We start from the raw sequence: 21,308 nt of genomic DNA, 5'->3' as shown, positions 1-21,308 counted from the left end.
GGGCCGGTTTCGCCCGGCCCGCCGCCGCAAGCGCTTACAGGGCGATGAAGCCCGCGATCACCAGGATGATCAGGCCGTACTTGGTGGCCTTGTAGGCAGTGCGGTTCCAGGCCTTGAAGGCCTTGCGCTTCTGGTCGATGACCCAGTGCGCGTGGGTCAGCTTGTTGATGGCGCCGGTCTGGTCGCCGCCGTCGTTGGGCGAGCTGGCCGCCGACATCACCACGCGGCCGAACCAACGGTTGAAGGCTTCGGCCCAGCCCCACTTGAGCGGCCGCTCGACGTCGCAGAACAGGATGATGCGGTTCTGCTCGGTGTGATTGTAGGCTTCGTGCACGTAGGTCTCGTCGAACACCACGCTTTCGCCGTCGCGCCAGCTGTACGATTCGCCGTCGACGATGATGTGGCAGCGGTCGTCGTTGGGCGTGGCCAGTCCCAGGTGGTAGCGCAGCGAGCCGGCGAACGGGTCGCGGTGGGGGTTGAGCTTGCCGCCCGGCGGCAGCTCGGCGAACATGGCCGCCTTGACCTTGGGCAGCGTCTTCAGGATGGCCACCGTCTTGGGGCAGAGCTCCTCGGCCGACGGGTGGCGGGCGTCATACCATTTCAGGTAGAAGCGCTTCCAGCCGTACTTGAAGAACGAATTGAAGCCGATGTCGTTGTGGCTGTCGGCCGCCTTGATGCGGCGCATCTCGGCCATCTGCAGGGCCTCGTCGCGGATCGTTTCCCAGTTGTCGTCCAGCACCTTGAGTTCGGCGATCTCGCTGGTGGTCAGGTAGGGCGTGGACGGCACCCGCGAGGTCAGCACCATGAAGGCATTGACCGGCGCGAGCAGCACCGAGTGGTCCAGCAATTGCCGGCCCAGCGGCAGCTTGACGCGGCCGCGGAAGTGCGCGAACAGGATGGCGGCGAGCCAGATCCCGGGTATCAGCCATTTCATACGTAAATCTCGTCCTGCGACGGATGATCAGGGGCAATCGTCTATTGTTACACAGGGCCGCCCGGCGGGTGTCGGCGCAATCGGCCAACGGGCGCTTTTCGGCCCTCCGACTAGGTACAATTCCTGCTATGTCCGAAGCCGTAACAAACCCGTCCCCATTTGTCCACCTGCGCGTTCACTCCGAGTTCTCGGTGGTGGACGGCATCGTGCGCATCCCTGACCTCATCAAGCGCGTCGCCAAGCACGGCCAGCCGGCCGTCGCCCTGACCGATCTGTCGAATCTGTTCGGCCTGATCAAGTTCTACAAGGGCGCGCGCGGCGCCGGCATCAAGCCCATCGCCGGCTGTGACGTCTGGTTGAGCAACGACGAGGATCCCGCCAAGCCGTTCCGCATCCTGCTGCTGGTGCGCAACCACCAGGGCTACCTGAACCTGTGCGAACTGCTGTCGCGCGCGTTCCTGACCAACCAGGGCAAGGGCCGCGCCGAAATCCGCCGCGAATGGCTGCAGGGCCAGGACGGCCTGATCGTGCTGTCTGGCGGCCGCGGCGGCGACGTCGGCCAGGCGCTGGATGCCGGTAACGCGGTGTCGGCGCTGGCGCTGGCGCGCCAGTGGGCGCACCTGTTCCCGGGCAGCTATTACATCGAACTGCAGCGCGCCGGCATGGACGGCGACGAAGCCTACACCCAGGCCGCCATGCGCCTGGCGGCCGAGGCCGGCCTGCCGGTGGTGGCCACGCATCCGGTGCAGTTCCTGGACGAATACGAATTCCAGGCGCATGAGGCCCGCGTCTGCATCGCCGAAGGCGAGATCCTGGCGAACCCGCGCCGCGTGCGCCGTTTCACCAAGGAACAGTACCTGCTCAGCTCCGAGGAAATGGCGCGCCGCTTCGCCGACGTGCCCTCGGCGTTGGCCAACACGGTCGAGATCGCCAAGCGCTGCAACCTCAGCCTGGTGCTGGGCAAGCCGCGCCTGCCCAACTTCCCCACGCCCGACGGCGTGTCGCTGGACGACTACCTGGTGCAGTTGTCCGAAGAGGGCCTGGAAAAACGTCTGGCGTTCCTGTTCCCGGACGAGGCCGAGCGCGAGTCCAAGCGCGAGCAGTACTACGAGCGCCTGCGCTGGGAATGCAAGACCATCATCCAGATGGGTTTCCCGGGCTACTTCCTGATCGTGCAGGACTTCATCAACTGGGGCAAGAACAATGGCGTGCCGGTCGGCCCGGGCCGGGGCTCGGGCGCCGGTTCGCTGGTGGCGTACGCGCTGGGCATCACCGACCTGGACCCGATCCGCTACGACTTGCTGTTCGAGCGCTTCCTGAATCCTGAGCGGGTCTCGATGCCCGACTTCGATATCGACTTCTGCCAGGACAACCGCGAACGCGTCATCGACTACGTCAAGGAAAAGTACGGCCGCGCCGCCGTCAGCCAGATCGCCACCTTCGGCACGCTCGGCGCCAAGGCGGTGGTGCGCGATGCCGGCCGGGTGCTGGACATGCCCTACATGTTCTGCGACGGCCTGTCCAAGCTGATCCCGTTCAACCCGATGGATCCGTGGACGCTCGAACGCACCCTGAAGGATGAGCCGGCCTTCAAGGACCGCTACGAGCAGGAAGAGGAAGTGCGCGCGCTGGTCGACCTGGCCAAGCCGCTCGAAGGGCTGACCCGCAACATCGGCATGCACGCCGGCGGCGTGCTGATCGCGCCCGGCAAGCTCACCGACTTCTGCCCGCTGTATTGCCAGCCGGGACAGGAGAACAGCGCCGTCTCGCAGTTCGACAAGGACGACGTCGAAGCCGCCGGCCTGGTCAAGTTCGACTTTCTGGGCCTGCGCAACCTGACCATCCTGGACTGGGCGGTGCGCTACGTGCGCCAGTTCAACGCGGACAAGCGCGACTTCGACGTCATGGCGCTCAGCCTGGACGATCCGGCCGCCTACAAGATCCTGTGCGATGCCAACACCACCGCGGTGTTCCAGCTGGAATCGCGCGGCATGAAGGAACTGCTCAAGAAGCTGCGGCCCAACACCTTCGAAGACATCATCGCCATGCTGGCCCTGTACCGTCCGGGGCCGCTGGAATCGGGCATGGTGGACGACTTCGTCAACCGCAAGCATGGCCGCGCCGCGGTGGACTACTTCCACAACGACCTGGAGAGCACGCTAAAAAGCACCTACGGGGTCATCGTCTACCAGGAACAGGTGATGCTGATCTCGCAGATCATCGGCGGCTACTCGCTGGGCGGCGCCGACCTGCTGCGCCGCGCCATGGGCAAGAAAAAGCCCGAGGAAATGGCCAAGCACCGCGAGCTGTTCGAGAAGGGCGCCAAGGAAAAGGGCCACGATCCGGACCTCGCGGTCAAGCTGTTCGACCTGATGGAGAAGTTCGCGGGCTACGGCTTCAACAAGTCGCACTCGGCCGCGTACGCGCTGATCTCGTACCAGACCGCCTGGCTCAAGGCCTATCACCCGACCGAATTCCTGGCCGCCACCATGTCCTCCGACATGGACGACACCGACAAGGTCCAGATCTTCTGCCGCGACGCCCAGGACAACGGCGTCGAGGTGCTGCCGCCCGACGTCAATTTCTCGGGCTACCGCTTCGAGCCGGTGGCCGACAAGTACACCGAAAAGGGCAAGCCGCCGCGCACCATGCGTTACGGCCTGGGGGCGGTCAAGGGCACCGGCCAGGGCGCGGTCGAGGACATCCTGCGCGCCCGCAAGGAAGGCGGCCCGTTCCAGAACCTGTTCGATTTCTGCCGTCGCGTCAGCAAGCACGCGGTCAACCGCCGCACCATCGAGGCCCTGATCAAGGCCGGCGCGTTCGACACCATCGAACCGAACCGCGCCGCCATGCTGGCCTCGGTGCCCACCGCCATGGAAGCGGCCGAGCAGGCCGCGCGCAGCGCCAACCAGTCCTCGCTGTTCGGCGACGACAGCAGCGACGTGGTGGCCGGCGAACTGGCCAAGGTCGCGCCCTGGGACCTGCACAAGAAGCTGACCGAGGAAAAATCGGCGCTGGGCTACTACTACAGCGGTCACCTGTTCGACGCCTGGCGCGACGAAGTGCGCCAGATCGTGCCGATGCAACTGGCGCGGGTCGAGCCGCAGCGCGACCTGCAATGGATGTGCGGCGTGCTGGCCAGCGTGCGCGTCATGATGACGCGGCGCGGCAAGATGGTGTTCGCGGTACTCGACGACGGCACCGCGCAAGTCGAGATCTCGGTGTTCAACGAACTTTACGAAAAGCACCGCGGCCGTTTGCGTGAAGACCAATTGGTCATCGTCCAGGGCAAGGTCAGCAACGACGAATACTCCGGCGGCATGCGCATTGTTGCCGAGCAGTTGTACGACCTGCAGCTGGCGCGCGAGGCGCGCGCCAAGTCGCTGCGCGTCAAGCTCAATGGCGGTGCCGACGCCGCGCGCCTGCGCCAGATGCTCAACCCGTTCCGCGCCGAACCCGAGAACGGCATCCCTGGCGTGCCGGTGGACATCGTCTACACCAAGAACAACTTCCTCTGCACGGTGCGGCTGGGTGAGGAATGGCGCGTGCGCATGGCCGACACGCTGCTCGAGAACTTGAACGCCTGGACCAAGCCGAACGGCGTGGAGGTCACCTACTGATGCGCATCGTCCACTCGGAAGCGGCCACCAGCTTCGGCGGCCAGGAAGGCCGCATCTTCAAGGAAATGAACGCCATGCGCGCGCGTGGCCATCACCTCGAAGCCATCTGTCAGCCCAGCGCGCTGCTGGCCGAGCGCCTGTCGGACGCCGGCTTCACCGTCCACACGCTGGAGATGGACGGGCCGCTCAACTACCTCAAGGGCGTCGTCGCCATCCGCCAGATCCTGCGCGAAGGCCGCTTCGACGTGCTCAATACCCACAGCCGGCGCGACACCGTCATCGCCGCGGCCGCCGGCCGCCTGGCGGGCACGCCGCTGATCGTGCGCACCCGCCACCTGTCCAACAAGGTCGGCTCGCTCTGGTCGTACACGCGCCTGCCGCACCGCGTCACCACTGTCAGCGACCACGTGCGCGAGCACCTGATCGCGCGCGGCGTGCCGGCCAGCCACATTGCCACCGTCTACTCGCCCATCGTGTTGCCGCCGCCGGTCGAACACTCGACCTTGCGCGAAGAGCTCGGGCTGGCGCCGGATGACGTGGTGGTCGGCTGTGTCGCCGTGATGCGCGCCACCAAGGGCCACAAGGACCTGATCGACGCCATCGCGCCGCTGATGGCCACCCGGCCCAAGCTGCACCTGGTGTTCGTGGGGGGCGGGTCGCCGGTGTTCGAGCAGACCCAGGCCTATGTGACCGAACGCGGCCTGGCCGACCGCATCCACCTGATGGGCATGCGCCGCGACGTGCCCAACCTGCTGGCCGGCTGTGACCTGTTCGCGCTGGCGACCCAGCAGGAGGCCTCCGGCACCGTCTACGTCGAAGCGCAGGCCAGTGGCCTGCCGGTCATCGGCACCGACGTCGGCGGCGTCTCCGAGATGTTCCGCGACGGCGAAACCGGCATCCTGGTGCCGCCCAAGGACCCGGCCGCGCTCACCGCTGCGCTTGAACAATTGATCGATGACGCCGGGCTGCGCCAGCGCATGGGCGAGGCCGGCCGCAAGATGGTCTGGGAAGAGGGCGTGTTCTCGCCCGCCCGCCTGGCCGAGACCACTGAGGCCGTCTACGCCCGCTGGCTGGCGGAGCGGCGCGGATGAACGCGCCCAACGTTCCGGTGCTGATGTACCACCACGTCACGCCGGCCGGCGGCATGATCAACGCCATGCCCGACGTGTTCGAGGCCCAGATTGCGCGCCTGGCGCGGGCTGGCTACCAGTCGCTGTCCACCGAGCAGTTCGCCGCCTACCTGGCCGGCGCGCCGGCCCCCGAGCGTTCGGTGCTGATCACCTTCGACGACGGCTATCTCAACAACTGGGTCCACGCCCATCCGGTGCTGGCGCGTTACGGCATGCGCGCCGTGCTGTTCACCATCACCGGCTGGATCGGCGACGGCCCGGTGCGTCCGCACGCGGGGCAGGGCTTGCCGCTGCCGGCCACGCCGGACCACGGCGCCAGCAAAGAGCTGATCGCCCAGGGCCGTGGCGACGATGTCATGCTGCGCTGGAGCGAGATCGAGGCGATGCGGGCCGCCGGCACCTTCGAATTCCATTCGCACACCCACACGCATACGCGCTGGGACAAGGTCTGCGGCGCCGATACCGAAGCCAAGCGGGCCCATATCGTCCAGGAGCTGTCTGATTCGCGCGAGACGCTGGCGCGGCGCCTGGGCGCGGTCAGCGATCATCTGTGCTGGCCGCAGGGCTATTTCGACGCCGACTACGTGGCAGCCGCCAGGCAGGCAGGCTTTCACCACTTGTACACTACCGACCCTTTCGGCCAGAACACCCCAGGCGCCGACCCCGGCCACATCTACCGCTTCGCGGTGCGCAACCAGGGCGGCACCTGGTTGAACCGGCGCATCTGGCTGTCGCGCGATCCCTTCTGGGGACCGCGCTATCACGCCTGGAAGGCCTGGAAAAAGCGTCTTAGGAATCGCGGATGAAGTTATCTGTCATAGTCATCACCAAGAACGAAGCGGCCAATATCGCCGAGTGTCTCAAGTCGGTCGCCTTCGCCGACGAATTCATCGTGGTGGATTCGGGCAGCACCGACGGCACGGTGGAGCTGGCGCGGGCGCTCGGCGCGCGCGTCGAGGTGACGTCCGACTGGCCCGGCTTCGGTCCGCAGAAGAACCGCGCGCTCGACCTGGCCACCGGCGATTGGGTGCTGTCGATCGACGCCGACGAGCGCGTCACGCCCGAACTGGCGCGTGAAATCCAGGACACGCTGGCCGCGCCGCGCGCCGACGCCTACGAAATCGCCCGCCTGTCGAACTTCTGCGGCCGCGACATCCGCCACAGCGGCTGGTGGCCGGACTACGTGCTGCGCCTGTTCAAGCGGGGTACGGCGCGCTTCAACGATGCCGCCGTGCACGAACGCGTGGTCCCGGCCAACGGCCAGCCGCCGCTGCAGCTCAAGGGCTACTTCCAGCATTACCCGTACGACAATCTCGATGCGCTGGTCACCAAGATCAACCGCTATTCCTCCGATGCCGCCGCCATGATGTACGCCAAGGGCAAGCGCACCGGCGTCTTCGGCGCGCTGGGACACAGCTTCTGGACTTTCGTGCGCATCTACCTGATCCGGCGCGGCTTCCTGGACGGCCGCCATGGCCTGGTGCTGGCGGTGACGGCCGCGGCGGGCAGTTTCTTCCGTTATTCGAAGCTGATGTTCCTGGCCGAGAAGAACAAGTGAGAATCCTCTATACCAACTTCCACGCCGGCAATGGCGGTGGGCACGTCACCTATATCATCAATCTGGCCCGCGCCCTGGCTGCGGAACACCAGATCACGGTCGCCGCGCCCGCCACCAGCCGCCTGCACCGCTACGCCAAGGCCATCCCGGGCGTGACGGTGGTCGATATGCGCTACACGACGCGGCCCTCGTCCTGGTTCAAGGACCGCGCCCGGCTGCGCCGCCTGATCAAGGACGGCCGCTTCGATATCATCCACGCCAACGGCTCGGCCGATCACAAGCAGGTCATGCTGGCCACGCTGGCCCTGGCGCGCCGCCCGCGCATCGTGTTCACCAAGCACAACGATCACCCGGTCACCAGCGTCGGCCACAAGCTGCGGGTGGCGCTGGCCACCGACCACAGCATCGCCGTCAGCGACTACATCCACCGCCTGCTGTCCGATTCGCCTTACCGCAAGCGGCCGATCACCACCATTCGCCACGGCATCGACACGCGCTTTTTCGCGCCGCCGGCGCCTGACAGCCTGGACAAGCTGCGCGAGATCTTTTTCGGCCCGGATTGGCACGGCAAGTTGCTGCTGGGCAGCGCCGGCGGCACCGACTACGACAAAGGCTGGCTCGACCTGGTGGCCGCGGTGGCGGCGCTGCCGCCGGGCGACAAGCAACGCGTGCTGCTGCTGGTGGCCGGCGACCCGCCGTCCGAAGCCAAGCTCGACCGCGTGCGCGAACTGGGCATGATCGACCAGGTGCGCTTTCCCGGCTTGCTCGACGATGTGCGCGCGGCCCTGGCCGCGTGCCACGCCGGCTTCGTGCTGTCGTACCGCGAGGCCCTGTCGTTCGCCTGCCGCGAGATCATGGGCCTGGGCCTGCCCGCGCTGGTGACCGACGCCGGCGGCCTGCCCGAAAACGTCACCGACGGCGTCGATGGCTGGATCGTGCCGGTGCGCGACGTGGCCGCCATGACCGCGCGCCTGCGCCTCATGCTCGACGATCCCGCGCGGGTCCGTGCCATGGGCGCGAATGCCCGCCAGACCGCCGAGCGCGACTTCAACCTGGCGCGTTTCGCGCAAGCCACGGTCGACGTCTACCAGCGTACATTGGGCGGACACTGAGCCCTTATAATCGCGCCATGTCTATCCCAATTCTCATGTACCACCAGATCGGCGAGCCCAATCCCAAGGGCACGCCGTTCCGCGGCCTGACGGTGCATCCGGACGATTTCGCGCGCCAGATGCGCTGGATGCGCCGCCTGGGCTACCGAGGCCTGTCGATGCGCGACGTCATGCCCTACGTGCGGGGCGAACGCCGCGGCAAGGTGTTTGGCGTGACCTTCGATGACGGCTACCGCAATGTGGTCCAGAACGCCATGCCGGTGCTCGACGAACTGGGGTTCACGGCCACCAACTACCTGGTGGCCAATCAGTTCGACGGCGGCAACGTCTGGGACGCCAAGATCGGCATTCCGTTCTCGCCGCTCATGACGATCGACGAAATGCGCCAATGGGCCGCGTCCGGCCACGAAGTCGGGTCGCATACCCTGGATCACGTTCATCTGCCCGAGATGACGCCCGACGAGGCGCGCCGCCAGATGGTCGAGTCCAAGGACGTGCTGGAACAGGCGCTGGGCGCGCCCGTCACCGCCTTCTGTTATCCCTACGGCGATCATGGCCCGGAACACCTGGTCATGGCGCGCGAGGCGGGCTATGACAACGCCACGCTCACCCGGCGCGGCCTGGCCAACGCCAGCGACGATCCCTTCGGCTTGCCGCGCGTGACGGTGTCGCGCTCGACCGGCATCTTCCGTTTCCTGCAGAAATGCCTGACCCGCTATGAAGACAAGCGCGGGCGCGGCTGAACGGCGGCTGCGCATCGCACTGCTGGTCGACCGCTTCGGCAACCGCTTCGGCGGCGCCGAAGCCTACGGCGTCGAGCTGATGCGCGTGCTTGGCCAGCGGCACGATGTATCCGTGGTGGCGCGCGACTTCGACAGCGACCTGCCGTTTCCCTTCCTGCCGGTGCGCTTTCCCGGCTGGCTGCCGAGCTGGATGCGGGTGCTGTATTTCGCCTGGCGGGCCGACCGTCTCACGCGCGGCCGCTTCGACATCGTGCATTCGCACATGAACGGCTGGGCCGGCGAAATCCAGGTCATGCACGTCACGCCGGTGCGCTACAACCGCCTGACCCGGGTCAAGCCGCTCAAGCGCGTGCTCGCCTGGCTCAGCCCGCGCCTGGCCACCTATCTGCTGCTCGAGAAATTCCGCGTGCGCCGCGCGCCCGCGCATCGCGTGGTGGCGGTGTCGGGCCTCATTATGGACCAGCTGCATCGCAGCTACGGCTCGCAGTTGCCGGTCGACATCATCGCGCCCGGCGTCAAGCTGCCAGGGCCCGACGCTGCGGCGGCCCGCGCCGCCACCCGGGCGCAGGTCGGCTGGGACGCCGCGACCATCGGCTGCCTGCTGGTGGCGCGCAACCCGCTGCGCAAGGGCCTGCCGGCGCTGCTCGACGCGCTGGCGCTGCTGCCGGCGCAGTACCGCCTGCTGGTGGTGGGCGCCGACGCGGCCACCCGTGACCGGGTGCGCAACGCCGGCGCGGTCGCCAGCCGCGTCGCGCTGATCGACCCCACGCCGGACGTCGCGCGCTATTTCGCGGCCGCCGATATCTATGCCCACCCCACGCTCAACGACAGCTACGCCATGGCGCCGCTGGAAGCCATGTCGCACGGGTTGCCGGTGGTGGTCAGCTCGCCCGCCTATTGCGGCTTCGCCCAGTACCTGTCGGCGGGCAAGGATGCGCTGATCTTGCAGGATCCGCGTGATGGCGCCCAACTGGCCCAGGCCCTGCAACGTCTGGGCGACGAACCCGAGTTGCGCGCGGCCCTGTCCGAACGCGGCCTGGCCATCGCCCGCGACCAGAGCTGGGAAACGGTGGCGGCGCGCTACGAGGACCTGTACCGGGCGGTGCTGGCCGAGCGCGGCTAAGGCGCCGTGCCGGGTCGGTAAAGCAGAAACGGGACCGCGAGGTCCCGTTGTGCTCAGTGGCTGGCCGGCGCGGTGGCCCGCTCCAGCGCGTCCAGCCAGTGGATCGCGTACTCCCGGTCGGCGCCGCACATCTCGGCCTGGGCCTGCAGCCCGCCGCAGAAATCCGGCCGCGAGGGGTGCCCGAAGAGGGCGCAACGCATGTCCGGCAGCAGCTGGATACAGGGCACGCCCGCGGGCTTGCCATCCGGCATGCCCGGTATTGGCCGGGTGATCGATGGCGCGATGCAACAGGCGCCGCAACCCGGCCGGCAGGCCAGCGCCGCCGTCATGGTCAGACCCACCCGCGCAGCCAGTAGACGAACAGGCCGGCGTATTCCTTGATGATGGAGCGGCTGGCGTCGAAGGTGCGCTGGTCGGGCAGCCAGCGGTTCAGCGAACCGTCGGCGGGCGGCACGATCTGTGGCGGGGCGGGGGCGGCGATGGCCACCACGCCCTGCTTGGAAAACGCCGCCATGGCGCGCGGCATATGCAGAGCCGAGGTCACCAGCAGCACCTTGCCGATGCCGCGCGCCTTGAGCTGGTCCTCGGTCAGGGCCGCGTTCTCGTAAGTCGTGCGGCTGGCGTTCTCCAGGATCAGTGCGGATTCCGGCACGCCTTGTTGGCGGATCGCGTGGGCCATGCCGCGGGCCTCGCTGACGTCGCCTTCGAGCGCACCGCCGGACAGCACCACCTTGGGCGCGCGGCCGGCCAGGTACAGCTGCGCCGCCGTGTCCACGCGCACCACGGCGGTGTCCTTGTCGTAGGGCAGAAACCAGTTGGCCCGGCCGTTGGCAGTGTTGCCGCCCAGCACCACGATGGCGTCGGCCGTGGGGGATTCGGCCGGCGGCAGGTGCGGATAGCGGCCTTCCAGCGCGCCGCCCAGCCACAACGAAGTGACGGGCAGCGACCACGCCAGCGCCCATAGCAGGCCGGCGACGATCAGGGCGCCGCCGGTCTTGCGCAGCCGGAACAGGCCCAGCACCAGGCCTAGCACCACCAGGGTCAGGCACAGGTTGAACGGAATGATCAGGTTCGTGAGATAGCTCGAAAGGGTCATGTCAAAACAATCCGTTTACGGCAAGCGATCGAGCAACTGACAGGCCTGCTGCTCGACCAGCGCGTTGGACGGCCAGGCCGTCTCCGAGCCGACGCATACCGCCCGGGGCGACCATGGGCCGGTGCGGCCGGGACGGGTGACGCCGAACAAGGTCAGCTCCCGGGCGCCTGCCGCCGCGGCGACGTGCGAGACGCCCGAGTCGTTGCAAATCACCAACGCCGCGCGCGCCGTCAGTGCGGCAAACGCGCCCAGCGAGAGCGGGGCCAGCAACTGCGCCGTGGGCGCATTGCGCCGGGCTTCGTCGGTCTCCGCCGGAGGGGGGCACATTACCACGGTATGGCCCCGTGCCTGCAGTGCCCGGGTAAGTGTATCGAATCCTGGCCATACCTTGACCTTGCCCTTGTGCAGGCCGGTCGCGGTCGGGGCGATCAGCACGAAACGCTGGCCGGCCAGGCCGGCCGCTTCCAGCGCCAGCGCCGCCGCGTCCTGGTGGGCCGGCGTCAGCGGCAGGTCCAGCGTCGGGCCCGGTTCGGCGGGGCCGGCCGGCAACCCCCAGCGGCCCAGCGCCGCGCGCGTCAGATGATGCCAGGCCTGTACCGCGTGCAGCGCCGCCTCTGGCTTGGTTACCGGCCAGCGCAGCAGAAAACTGCGGCCGTCGTCGCGGTAGCCGGCCGAGGGCACGCCCGCCAGGCGGAACACCAGGGCGCTGGAGAGCGAATCCGGCAGCAGCAGGCCGCGGACATGGCGGGCACCCGCGCCCAGGGTGCGGCGATGCGCGGCGACGGTGGCTCTATCTGGCCCTAATTTTCCCAACATCGGCAGGAACTGCTGTTTTTCGATGCCCTCCAGAAGATCCCGGGCCCAGGGGCGGGCACAGATCACCAGGGGCAGGCCGGCGGCCTGCAAGGCGCGCAGGCTGGGCAGGCTCATGCAGACATCACCGACCCAATTCGGCAAGCGGACGTAGAGGCAACTGATTTCGGACATGGGCGGGCGCGGCGTGCGATAGGGGCTGAAAGGGGGACGCCCGGCCTCGCGTGACAACGCGTAGCCAGTACAATCCGGGGCACAATTGTATAAAAGCGAGTGATTCCATTGAATTCTGCCGCACGCAACGCGCCCGCGGGCTCCCAGCCCGTCCGAGCTGAACTCTGGAGCCGTATCTATAGCCGGGTCGGCTCCTACTGGAAGGGGCTGGTGCTGGCGACGCTGCTGATGGCCGGCGCCGCCGCCACGCAACCCACGTTGGCCGTCATCATGAAGCCCTTGCTGGACGATGGCTTCTCGGGCGCCAAACCCTACTATGTCTGGGCCCTGCCGCTGGCGGTGATCGGCCTGATCTTCGTGCGCGGCGTCTGCAATTTCTTCAGTGACTACCTGCTGGCCTGGGTGGCCAACAACGTCCTGCTGGGCATGCGGCGCGACATGTTCGAGCGCCTGCTGGGCCTGCCCGACGCCGATTTCAAGCGCGGCGACACTGGCCGCCTGCTGAACCGCTTCACCATCGACGCCGGCAACGTCACCGGCTACGCCACCGACGTCATCACGGTGCTGGTGCGGGAAACCCTGGTGGTCATCGCCCTGATCTGTGTGCTGCTGTACACCTCTTGGGTACTGACCCTGATCATCCTGATCATGCTGCCGGTCTCGGTGCTGATCGCGCGCACCTTCATCAAGCGTCTGCGCCGCATCAACCGCGATACCGTCAACATGAACGCCGAACTGACCCGCGTGGTCAGCGAGGGCATCGATGGCCAGCGCGTCATCAAGCTGTTCGACGGTTACGAGGTCGAGCGCGGCCGCTTCGATTTCGTCAGCAGCCGCCTGCGCCGCTTCGCCATGCGCACCGCCACCGCCGACGCCGCCCTGACGCCCCTGACCCAGGTGTGCATCTCGATCTCGGTGGGCGCGGTCATCGCCGTGGCCCTGGGCCAGGCCAACAACGGCTCGCTCACGGTCGGCAGCTTCGCTTCCTTCATGGCCGCGCTGGCCCAGATCTTCGATCCCATCAAGCGCCTGACCAATCTGGCCGCCCGCATGCAGAAGATGCTGGTGTCGGCCGAAAGCGTGTTCACGCTCATCGACCAGGTGCCCGAGAGCGACACTGGCACGCGCGAGCTGCCCGAGCCGGTGCGCGGCAAGGTCGAATTCCGCAACGTCACCCACCGCTTTTCCGACGCCGACCGCGACACCGTCAACGACGTGTCGTTCGTGGTCGAGCCCGGCCAGACCGTGGCCCTGGTGGGCCGCTCCGGCAGCGGCAAGACCACGCTGGTCAATATGCTGCCGCGCTTCGTGCTGGCCGACAGCGGCGCCATCTATGTCGACGACGTGCCGATCAACGACCTGAAGCTGCGCAGCCTGCGTTCGCACCTGTCGCTGGTCAGCCAGGACGTGGTGCTGTTCGACGACAGCATTGCCGCCAACGTCGGCTATGGCGCGCTGGGCGAGGCCAGCGAGCAGCAGGTGCGCGATGCCCTGGCCGCCGCCAACCTGCTGGATTTCGTCGAAGGCCTGCCGCAGGGCATCAACACCCTGGTCGGCGAAAACGCCGCGCGCCTGTCCGGCGGCCAGCGCCAGCGCCTGGCGATCGCCCGCGCCCTGATCAAGAACGCACCCATCCTGATCCTGGACGAGGCCACCTCGGCGCTCGACAACGAGTCCGAACGCCAGGTGCAGGCCTCGCTCGAACGCCTGATGAAGGGCCGCACCACGCTGGTCATCGCGCACCGCCTGTCGACGGTGCAGAACGCCGACCGCATCATCGTGCTGGACGCCGGCAAGATCGTCGAGCAGGGCCCCCACGCCGAATTGCTGGCCGCCAACGGCCTGTACGCCTCGCTCTACAACATGCAGTTCCGCGAAGACTGATAGCGCGCCGCGACAGGCCATCCAGGAGCCCGCCCATGTCCCTGCCCGCAGAAGGCAACCAGCTCGTCAACGTCGTCGTTCTGCTGGGGGCCGCGGTGGTGGCGGTGCCCCTGTTCAAGCGCCTCGGACTGGGATCCGTCCTGGGCTACCTGGCCGCCGGGCTGGCTATCGGCCCGTTCGGCATCGGCTGGTTCTCCGATCCGGGCGCCATCCTGCACGTGGCCGAGCTGGGCGTGGTGATGTTCCTGTTCATCATCGGCCTGGAAATGCAGCCGTCGCGGCTATGGAAGCTGCGTGGCGAAATCTTCGGCCTGGGCGTGGCCCAGGTGCTGGCCTGCGGCGCGCTGCTGACGGCGGTCGGCCTGGCCGCCGGCTTGTCAGGGCCGGCGGCCTTCATGGCGGCAATGGGGTTCGTGTTGTCCTCCACCGCCATCGTCATGCAGATCCTGGCCGAGCGCGATGAAACCGCCAGCGCCCAGGGCCAGCGCATCGTATCGATCCTGCTGCTCGAAGACCTGGCCATCGTGCCATTGCTGGCCCTGGTGGCGCTGCTGGCGCCGGCCGGCACCGAACATGGCGATCCCTGGCTGCAGGCCGGCATCGCGCTCGGCTGCGTGCTGGCGCTGCTGGCGGCCGGCCGCTGGCTGCTCAACCCGCTGTTCCGGCTGCTGGCCACGGCGCACGCGCGCGAAGTCATGACGGCCGCCGCCTTGCTGGTGGTGCTGGGCGCGGCCCTGCTGATGGAGCTGGGTGGCCTGTCCATGGCCATGGGCGCTTTCCTCGCGGGGGTGCTGTTGTCCGAGTCCACCTTCCGCCACCAGCTGGAAGCCGAGGTCGAACCCTTCCGCGGCATCCTGCTGGGCCTGTTTTTCCTCGGCGTCGGCATGTCGCTGGACCTGGCCGCCGTGGCGCGCGAATGGCAACTGATCCTGGCCGGCGTGCTTGTGTTCATGCTGGTCAAATCGGTCGGGGTCTACCTGGTCGCGCGCATGCTGCGCGCCAGCCATGCCGAGGCGCTCACGCGCGCCGCGCTGCTGGCGCAGGGCGGCGAATTCGCCTTTGTGCTGTATGGAGCGGCAGCCGCAGCGGGCATCTTCGATGCGCACCTGGCCGCGGTCCTGGTCGCGGTGGTCATCATTTCGATGGCGCTCACGCCGCTGTGCGTGCTGGCGCTGCGCGGGTTGCTGCCCAGGCCCGCGCCCTCGATGGAAGGGGTCGACGTGGCGCGGGATCTGGAAGGCTGCGCGTTGATCGTCGGTTTCGGCCGTTTCGGCCAGATCGTGACCCAGGCGATGCTGGCGCGCGACATGAAAGTGTCGATCCTGGATACCGATACCGACGCCATTCGCGCGGCCGCCAAGTGGGGCGTCAAGGTGTATTACGGGGACGGTACCCGCATCGACATGCTGCGCACGGCCGGCGCGGAAACCGCCAAGGCCATCCTGATCTGTATCGACAACCCGCAGTCGGTCAATCACATGGTCAAGCTGATCAAGGCCGAATTTCCTCTGGTGCAACTGGTGGTGCGCGCCTACGACCGCATTCATTCCCTGGCCCTGGCCAAGGAGGGCGTCGACTACCAGGTGCGCGAGACCTTCGAATCGGCCCTGGTATTCGGCGAAGCCGCGTTGCGCGCCGTCGGCGTGCCTGCGGACGAAGCGGCCGAAGTGGTGGCGGATGTGCGCAAGCGCGACACCGAGCGGTTCGACCTGGAGGTGGCGGGTGGCCTGTTCGCCGGGCGCTCCCTGCTGTACGGCAACATGACCGGTCCGGCCGATGGCCGGAATGACCAGCCTGACCGCGAAACCACCAGGCCGGCCGGCCACGCCGAACCTGGCGCGCCGGCATGACCGGCGTGTGACGGGGCGGGCCGTTCCGCGTATTACCGTCTCTTTGCAATACTTTACGCATCATTTCACGCGCAAGTCCGGGCGGCTGAGGTAGATTTGTCTCCAACCACGCTTCACTTCCGAAGCGTTTCTGCCCAGGGGGCTGCCATGCTGCAATCGGATCGCATTTCCACGACCCCGCATGCTGTCGGGTTTGAACTGGCACGGCGCCAGGCCGTGGCCCTACGCTGCGGATTCTCCGCCGGCGCCATGCGTCGGCTGATCCCGGCCGGCGGCGCCGGTCAGGCCTGGGCCATCAATGCCCACCGCGAAACCGGCAAGGTCCGCGGCGCCAAGGCCTTTCCCTTCCGGATCGCCGCCACGGCATCCTGATGCCGGTCCGGTCGCGCGGCCCTGAGGCGCGCGACCGCTATCCGGTCAGGGCTGGGCCATCGGCGCCCGGCCCATCCCGGCCGATTTGCCCGGTCGGGTGCATGCCCTACCGCCGCCGTGTCGGCGCCATGCCGCGGAATCAGGGCAATGCCAATGCCGCCACCGATGTGGATTGGCATTTCCCGTTGCAGATCATCGGATTGTAACCCCCCGTCCTGGCTGTCGATAGGCTCACGGGCTTGCCTGGGTGCGTGCGCTTGCGGCATGATGAGCCCAAAAAAGCACGACACCCCGTCGCAATCGCGAAGGAGCGCCTTGTTGAAGTCTCATGGGTTATTGCGCGGTAGCCTTTATGCCCTGGCGGGACTGGTCGCCATCGGCATCTGCGCGGCCGCAGTCGCGCTACTGTGGATGGATCGGCGCATCACCTGGAACCTGGCCCATGTTGCCGCCAGCAACCTCGCGGAAATCCTCTCGGCCGATATCGGGCGCACCATCCGCGTCTACGATCTGTCGCTGCAGGGCGTCATCGAGCGGTTGCACGAGCCTGGCATCGAACAACTGCCGCCCGCCACCCTGCATCGGTTCCTGTTCGACCGCGCCGCCAGTGCCGAGTACCTGGGCACCATTCTTATCCTGGATAAGGATGGCAACGTCCGCTACGACTCGCAGAGCCTGCAGCCACCCGATATGAACTTCGCCGATCGCGACTTCTTCCAGGTCCATCGCGATCAGGCCGACGTCGGCATGTACGTCGGCCGTCCCTATCTCAGCCGCCTGCGTGGCGGCGACGAAAGCATCGGCATCAGTCGCCGGCTCTCCAATCCGGATGGCAGCTTCGCCGGCGTGGTGTCGGGCTCCCTGCGACTGGCTTATTTCCGCGAGCGATTCGCCCGCTTGTCGATCGGTCCCCGCGATGCCATCGCGATCTTGCGCAATGATGGCGCCGTGATCGCGCGCACGCCGTACTCCTCCCGGGATATCGACGCCGATATCAGCCATTCGCCGGCGTTCCAGCAGTTCCTGATTCGCCGCGACGGGGTGTTCGTCGGCGCGCTGGCGCCCGATGGCGTCAACCGCCTGTACACCTTCGACACGGTACCCGGTACGCCCTTGGTCATCGACGTGGCAATGGCGGTCGATGAAGTGCTGGCCCCCTGGGTGCGGCGCGCGATGCTCATTATCCCGGTCACGCTCGCGCTGTTTGTGTCGGTGATGGCGCAGATCGTGCTGTACCGGCGCGAGACGCGCTTGCGGCAGGAAATCGAGACCCAACTCGAGAAAGCGGCCCAGACCGATGGCCTGACCGGCATCGCCAATCGCCGCACGTTCGACGAGTCGCTTGCGCGGGAGTGGGCCAGCGCGTGCCGCGCGGGTCAGCCGCTGTCGCTGCTGTTCCTCGACGCTGACCGCTTCAAGCGCTACAACGACCGCTACGGCCATCAAGAGGGTGACCAGTTGCTCAAGATGCTGGCCTCGAAGGTGCGCGACAATGCCCGGCGTCCGCGCGACCTGGCGGCGCGCTACGGCGGCGAGGAGTTCGTCGCACTGCTGCCCGATACATCGAGCAAGCGGGCGCTGGAAATTGCCGAGCGCATCCGCCGGGCGGTGATCAGCCTGCGCGCCGAGCACCTGGACAACGAGGGGGGCATCGTCACGGTCAGCATCGGAGTCGCCACGGTGATGCCTCGGCCGGACGATGACATGGCTACTCTGGTCGAGGCGGCCGACGCCGCGGTCTATCGCGCCAAGGAGGCTGGGCGCAACCGCGTGGCGAGTGCGGACGGCCCCGGTCTGACCGGCTGAGATGCGGTAAAAAAAAACGGCCCTGTCGGGCCGTCTTCATCAGGTGTGGATACGCCGGTTATCGACCGCCCAGCATCACCGCCTGCAGGCGGAGCTGCGCCTGTTGCACTTTCTGCGCCTGCGCGCTCAGGTCCTGCAGCAGCGTGTTCAGCTCGGCCAGCACGGCAGGATCCTGCACTCGCGGAGCAGGGCCCGACAGGTCGATCTGCGCCTTGTGCGCTTCCACGTACTCCGCCACCTTCAGGCTGCTGTCCAGCGTACCGCTGATCTGCGGCAACACCTCCCGGAAAGTGTTGGCGGGCACCGTCACGGTCTTGTCGTAAGCCTTGTCGTACACCGCCTTCAGGTCGTCGGGCTGCTTGAGCTGCGCATGGGCGGCGTCGGCCTTGGCTTGTTCCTTGGCCAGGGCTTCGCCCATGTCCTTGAGCGCGGTCTGCACCGTCTTGAGATCGTCACGGCGCGCGATCACATCGTTCAGCGTGCGCACAGCGCCTTTCTGCATCAGGCTGCCCATCGGCTTGACCGAGGCGTCCATGCCGGCATTGAAGTCGGTGATCACCGCGTATTGCGCGGCGTAGTCGCCGAACGATTTCTTTTCTTCTGCCGTCGGCTGCGGCACGCGCACGCCCGGCTTGTCGATGATGCGGGTCTGCAGGAACTGCATGAACGCGGCGCGTTGTTCGGGTTCTTTGTTGCCGCAGGCGGCCAGCACCAGCGGCAAGGCCAGGGCCAGCAGCAGGAACGGCCGGAACAGGGTTTTCATTGCGTGATTCTCCGTAAAACATGGGAAATGGCGTAGCCTCGGGGACGCCGGGGCCAGCCAGCCGGTGGCGAGCTTATCGGGTCATCGCCATGGCCGCCACGGGTTTCAAACTTCATTTCAATCGAAGTGTCACGATACAAAGTTCACACACATTGACGTGAAAGTTTGCGTCGCAGCTGTTATGCGCGAGAGCCGGAGCAACGGCATGGAGCCGATGGAAAGAAAGCCGCTTGCGCGGCTTTCCGGTGTCGTGAATCTTGCGCGACCTGCCTGGAGCAGGCAAGACGGCGGGCCTCAAACTAGGATGATGTCGTACTTTTCCTGCGAGTATGTGCTCTCGACTTCCAGAGACACCCGCTTGCCGACGAAGTCCCCCAGCATCGCCAGATGCTGGCTTTCCTCTTCGAGGAACAGATCCACCACTTCCTGCGACGCCAGAATGCGGAACTCCTTGGGATTGAACTGGCGCGCCTCGCGCAGGATCTCGCGCAGGATCTCGTAGCAGACCGTACGCGGCGTGCGCACATTGCCGCGCGCCTCGCACATGGGGCAGGGTTCGCACAACTGGTGCGCGAGCGAATCGCGGGTGCGCTTGCGCGTCATCTCCACCAGGCCGAGCTGGGTGAAGCCATTGACCGTCATGCGGGTCCGGTCGCGCGCCAGCGCCTTCTTCAGTTCTGCCAGCACGGTTTCACGATGCTCCTGCTCCTCCATATCGATGAAGTCCAGGATGACGATGCCGCCCAGATTGCGCAGCCGCAATTGGCGCGCGATGGCCTGCGCCGCTTCCAGATTGGTCTTGAAGATGGTGTCGTCGAAATTGCGGCCCCCGACAAAGCCGCCGGTATTGACGTCGACCGTCGTCAAGGCCTCGGTCTGGTCGATGATCAGGTAGCCGCCGGACTTCAGGTCGACGCGGCGCGACAGCGCCCGCGCGATCTCCTCGTCGACATTGGCGGTATCGAACAGGGGGCGCTCGCCGCTGTAGTGCTGGATGCGATCGACCACCGACGGCGTATAGACGCGGGCCCATTCCAGCATCGCCGCGGTGGTGGTGCGCGAATCCACCAGGATCGTACCGGTGGCCGGTCCGACCATGTCGCGCAGCACGCGCTGCGCCAGCGTCAGGTCCTGGTGCAGCAGCGCCGGCGCCGGCTGGGTGCGGGCCGCGGCCTGTACGCTGGCCCACAGTTTGCGCAGATATTCCAGGTCGGCGGTCAGTTCGTCGTCATTGGCGCCCTCGGCCTGGGTGCGCACGATGAAGCCGCCTTTCTCTTCGGCCGGCATCAGCGCCTGCAGGCGTTCGCGCAGCTGGATGCGTTCGGACTCCGAGTCGATCTTCTGTGAAATGCCGATATGCGGGTCATGCGGGAGGTACACCAGCATGCGGCCGGCCATGCTGATCTGCGTCGACAGGCGGGCGCCCTTGGTCCCAAGCGGATCCTTGACCACCTGCACCATGATGGTCTGCCCCTCGAACAGCAGCTTTTCGATAGGCGTAGGCGTCAGCCCCTGGCTGCGTTCTCCCCGGTTCTCGCGCAGATCGGCGATATGGATGAAGGCGGCGCGCTCCAGGCCAATGTCGATGAAGGCGCTCTGCATGCCCGGCAGTACCCGGACCACCCGCCCCAGATAGATATTGCCAACGTGACCGCGCTGGATGCTGCGTTCCACGTGCAGCTCCTGTACCGAGCCCTGCTCGACCAGCGCGACGCGCGTCTCGAAAGGCGTGACGTTGATCAGGATATCTTCGCTCAACGCGATGGTTGGGGGCATGAGGGCATCTTCTCCGAGGTAAGGGCTGTACGGCGCAAGGCGAATAGTAAACGTACCGATGGGGCAGGCAAGCGGCGGCGAGGCCGGCCTGGCGGGGAGGGCTATCCATATAAGGAAGGCCTGGGCCCTTATATAGATATAGGCAGCGGCGGTCGGGCCGGCCCGACCGCCGCTGCCACGCATGGCATAGCGCTATCTATATAGAGAGATGCGGCGTTGGGCAAGTGCGCTTGCCGGTGTGACGAGCCGTGGATGTGTCCCCGCGGCCCCGCGCGATACGGAGCGGCGCAGGATTCATCAGGCTTTATGGGGCAGCCGTGTGACAAGCCGAAATTCTGTGCTATAGTCTCGCTCCTTCGCAGTTCAAGCAGTTTTGTTGAGCGGCGGGGCCAGGCAAGTGCAACGGATCCGAAGGCTACGGCAAGCGGGTTTGTCGCAGGGCAGCAAGGCGGTGGGTCAGTGATGATTCTCTCGAACCGGCGGTCAGCGAGTTTTGCGTAAGTCGGTGCAAATCAGGCAGAAGCCAGTTGCACGATCTGCAAAAATTGTGCTAT

Annotated in this window: 17 protein-coding genes; 11 read left to right on the top strand and 6 right to left on the bottom strand. The window is 66.8% G+C overall.

Features of this window, described 5'->3' with window-relative positions; all coding sequences use genetic code 11:
• Positions 1 to 34: 34 nt before the first annotated feature.
• Positions 35 to 934, bottom strand: a complete 900-nt coding sequence (lpxO, locus tag HV701_RS24640; protein WP_175135626.1) for a lipid A hydroxylase LpxO — start codon at positions 932 to 934, stop codon at positions 35 to 37.
• 128 nt (positions 935 to 1,062) lie between these two features.
• On the opposite strand from lpxO, the gene dnaE reads away from it, so the two are divergent.
• Genes dnaE through HV701_RS24605 form a run of 7 tightly spaced genes read left to right on the top strand, consistent with a single transcriptional unit; the run spans position 1,063 to position 10,220 of the window.
• A complete protein-coding gene (gene dnaE, locus HV701_RS24635) occupies positions 1,063 to 4,554 on the top strand; it encodes a DNA polymerase III subunit alpha (protein ID WP_175135625.1) in 3,492 nt (1,163 codons plus the stop codon).
• Positions 4,554 to 5,645, top strand: a complete 1,092-nt coding sequence (locus HV701_RS24630; RefSeq protein ID WP_175135624.1) for a glycosyltransferase family 4 protein — start codon at positions 4,554 to 4,556, stop codon at positions 5,643 to 5,645. Before dnaE ends, HV701_RS24630 begins: the two co-directional genes overlap by 1 nt.
• A complete protein-coding gene (locus HV701_RS24625; protein ID WP_175135623.1) occupies positions 5,642 to 6,490 on the top strand; it encodes a polysaccharide deacetylase family protein in 849 nt (282 codons plus the stop codon). Before HV701_RS24630 ends, HV701_RS24625 begins: the two co-directional genes overlap by 4 nt.
• On the top strand, positions 6,487 to 7,242 hold the full coding sequence (locus HV701_RS24620) for a glycosyltransferase family 2 protein (RefSeq protein ID WP_175135622.1): 756 nt from the start codon (positions 6,487 to 6,489) through the stop codon (positions 7,240 to 7,242). Before HV701_RS24625 ends, HV701_RS24620 begins: the two co-directional genes overlap by 4 nt.
• Positions 7,239 to 8,354 (top strand): glycosyltransferase family 4 protein, encoded by a 1,116-nt coding sequence (locus HV701_RS24615; protein ID WP_175135621.1) that lies wholly within the window; start codon positions 7,239 to 7,241, stop codon positions 8,352 to 8,354. The genes HV701_RS24620 and HV701_RS24615 overlap by 4 nt, the downstream gene beginning before the upstream one ends.
• Positions 8,355 to 8,371: 17 nt before the next feature.
• Positions 8,372 to 9,097, top strand: coding sequence for a polysaccharide deacetylase family protein (locus HV701_RS24610; RefSeq protein WP_175135620.1), 726 nt, complete (start codon positions 8,372 to 8,374; stop codon positions 9,095 to 9,097).
• On the top strand, positions 9,072 to 10,220 hold the full coding sequence (locus HV701_RS24605; RefSeq protein WP_175135619.1) for a glycosyltransferase family 4 protein: 1,149 nt from the start codon (positions 9,072 to 9,074) through the stop codon (positions 10,218 to 10,220). Before HV701_RS24610 ends, HV701_RS24605 begins: the two co-directional genes overlap by 26 nt.
• Before the next feature lie 53 nt (positions 10,221 to 10,273).
• On the opposite strand, the gene HV701_RS24600 is transcribed toward HV701_RS24605, so the two are convergent.
• Genes HV701_RS24600 through HV701_RS24590 form a run of 3 tightly spaced genes read right to left on the bottom strand, consistent with a single transcriptional unit; the run spans position 10,274 to position 12,303 of the window.
• Positions 10,274 to 10,549 carry a YkgJ family cysteine cluster protein gene (locus HV701_RS24600; protein ID WP_175135618.1) on the bottom strand — a complete coding sequence of 92 codons (276 nt, stop codon included), beginning with the start codon at positions 10,547 to 10,549 and terminating at the stop codon, positions 10,274 to 10,276.
• Between the two features lie 2 nt (positions 10,550 to 10,551).
• Positions 10,552 to 11,316 (bottom strand): YdcF family protein, encoded by a 765-nt coding sequence (locus tag HV701_RS24595; RefSeq protein WP_175135617.1) that lies wholly within the window; start codon positions 11,314 to 11,316, stop codon positions 10,552 to 10,554.
• A gap of 15 nt (positions 11,317 to 11,331) precedes the next feature.
• Positions 11,332 to 12,303, bottom strand: coding sequence for a glycosyltransferase family 9 protein (locus HV701_RS24590; RefSeq protein WP_175135616.1), 972 nt, complete (start codon positions 12,301 to 12,303; stop codon positions 11,332 to 11,334).
• A 108-nt stretch (positions 12,304 to 12,411) separates the two neighbouring features.
• Between HV701_RS24590 and msbA the strand changes: the two genes are divergently transcribed.
• From msbA to HV701_RS24570, 4 genes are all read left to right on the top strand, one after another.
• Positions 12,412 to 14,187 carry a lipid A export permease/ATP-binding protein MsbA gene (gene msbA / locus HV701_RS24585; RefSeq protein WP_175135615.1) on the top strand — a complete coding sequence of 592 codons (1,776 nt, stop codon included), beginning with the start codon at positions 12,412 to 12,414 and terminating at the stop codon, positions 14,185 to 14,187.
• A 35-nt stretch (positions 14,188 to 14,222) separates the two neighbouring features.
• On the top strand, positions 14,223 to 16,037 hold the full coding sequence (locus HV701_RS24580) for a monovalent cation:proton antiporter-2 (CPA2) family protein (RefSeq protein ID WP_175135614.1): 1,815 nt from the start codon (positions 14,223 to 14,225) through the stop codon (positions 16,035 to 16,037).
• Positions 16,038 to 16,286: 249 nt separating this feature from the next.
• On the top strand, positions 16,287 to 16,409 hold the full coding sequence (locus tag HV701_RS26975; RefSeq protein ID WP_276529870.1) for a hypothetical protein: 123 nt from the start codon (positions 16,287 to 16,289) through the stop codon (positions 16,407 to 16,409).
• Positions 16,410 to 16,673: 264 nt separating this feature from the next.
• Positions 16,674 to 18,215, top strand: a complete 1,542-nt coding sequence (locus HV701_RS24570) for a GGDEF domain-containing protein (RefSeq protein ID WP_254595240.1) — start codon at positions 16,674 to 16,676, stop codon at positions 18,213 to 18,215.
• Between the two features lie 58 nt (positions 18,216 to 18,273).
• Here the strand turns inward: HV701_RS24570 and HV701_RS24565 are convergent, their stop codons facing one another.
• Complete coding sequence (locus tag HV701_RS24565) at positions 18,274 to 18,978, bottom strand: DUF3053 domain-containing protein (protein ID WP_175135612.1); 705 nt, start codon at positions 18,976 to 18,978, stop codon at positions 18,274 to 18,276.
• Positions 18,979 to 19,272: 294 nt separating this feature from the next.
• Positions 19,273 to 20,736 carry a ribonuclease G gene (gene rng / locus HV701_RS24560; protein WP_175135629.1) on the bottom strand — a complete coding sequence of 488 codons (1,464 nt, stop codon included), beginning with the start codon at positions 20,734 to 20,736 and terminating at the stop codon, positions 19,273 to 19,275.
• Between the last annotated feature and the right edge of the window lie 572 nt (positions 20,737 to 21,308).

It is taken from the genome of Achromobacter pulmonis, assembly GCF_902859765.1.
In the GTDB taxonomy this organism is placed as follows: Bacteria; Pseudomonadota; Gammaproteobacteria; order Burkholderiales; family Burkholderiaceae_B; genus Achromobacter; species Achromobacter pulmonis.
The sequence above is the reverse complement of the archived record's forward strand: the minus strand, read 5'-3'. Positions and strand labels throughout refer to the sequence as shown.

Coding starts and splice junctions, on each gene's coding strand:
- lpxO (WP_175135626.1), bottom strand. CDS start 934: ATGAAATGGCTGATACCCGGGATCTGGCTCGCCGCCATCCTGTTCGCG.
- dnaE (WP_175135625.1), top strand. CDS start 1,063: ATGTCCGAAGCCGTAACAAACCCGTCCCCATTTGTCCACCTGCGCGTT.
- HV701_RS24630 (WP_175135624.1), top strand. CDS start 4,554: ATGCGCATCGTCCACTCGGAAGCGGCCACCAGCTTCGGCGGCCAGGAA.
- HV701_RS24625 (WP_175135623.1), top strand. CDS start 5,642: ATGAACGCGCCCAACGTTCCGGTGCTGATGTACCACCACGTCACGCCG.
- HV701_RS24620 (WP_175135622.1), top strand. CDS start 6,487: ATGAAGTTATCTGTCATAGTCATCACCAAGAACGAAGCGGCCAATATC.
- HV701_RS24610 (WP_175135620.1), top strand. CDS start 8,372: ATGTCTATCCCAATTCTCATGTACCACCAGATCGGCGAGCCCAATCCC.
- HV701_RS24605 (WP_175135619.1), top strand. CDS start 9,072: ATGAAGACAAGCGCGGGCGCGGCTGAACGGCGGCTGCGCATCGCACTG.
- HV701_RS24600 (WP_175135618.1), bottom strand. CDS start 10,549: ATGACGGCGGCGCTGGCCTGCCGGCCGGGTTGCGGCGCCTGTTGCATC.
- HV701_RS24595 (WP_175135617.1), bottom strand. CDS start 11,316: ATGACCCTTTCGAGCTATCTCACGAACCTGATCATTCCGTTCAACCTG.
- HV701_RS24590 (WP_175135616.1), bottom strand. CDS start 12,303: ATGTCCGAAATCAGTTGCCTCTACGTCCGCTTGCCGAATTGGGTCGGT.
- HV701_RS24580 (WP_175135614.1), top strand. CDS start 14,223: ATGTCCCTGCCCGCAGAAGGCAACCAGCTCGTCAACGTCGTCGTTCTG.
- HV701_RS26975 (WP_276529870.1), top strand. CDS start 16,287: ATGCGTCGGCTGATCCCGGCCGGCGGCGCCGGTCAGGCCTGGGCCATC.
- HV701_RS24570 (WP_254595240.1), top strand. CDS start 16,674: ATGATGAGCCCAAAAAAGCACGACACCCCGTCGCAATCGCGAAGGAGC.
- HV701_RS24565 (WP_175135612.1), bottom strand. CDS start 18,978: ATGAAAACCCTGTTCCGGCCGTTCCTGCTGCTGGCCCTGGCCTTGCCG.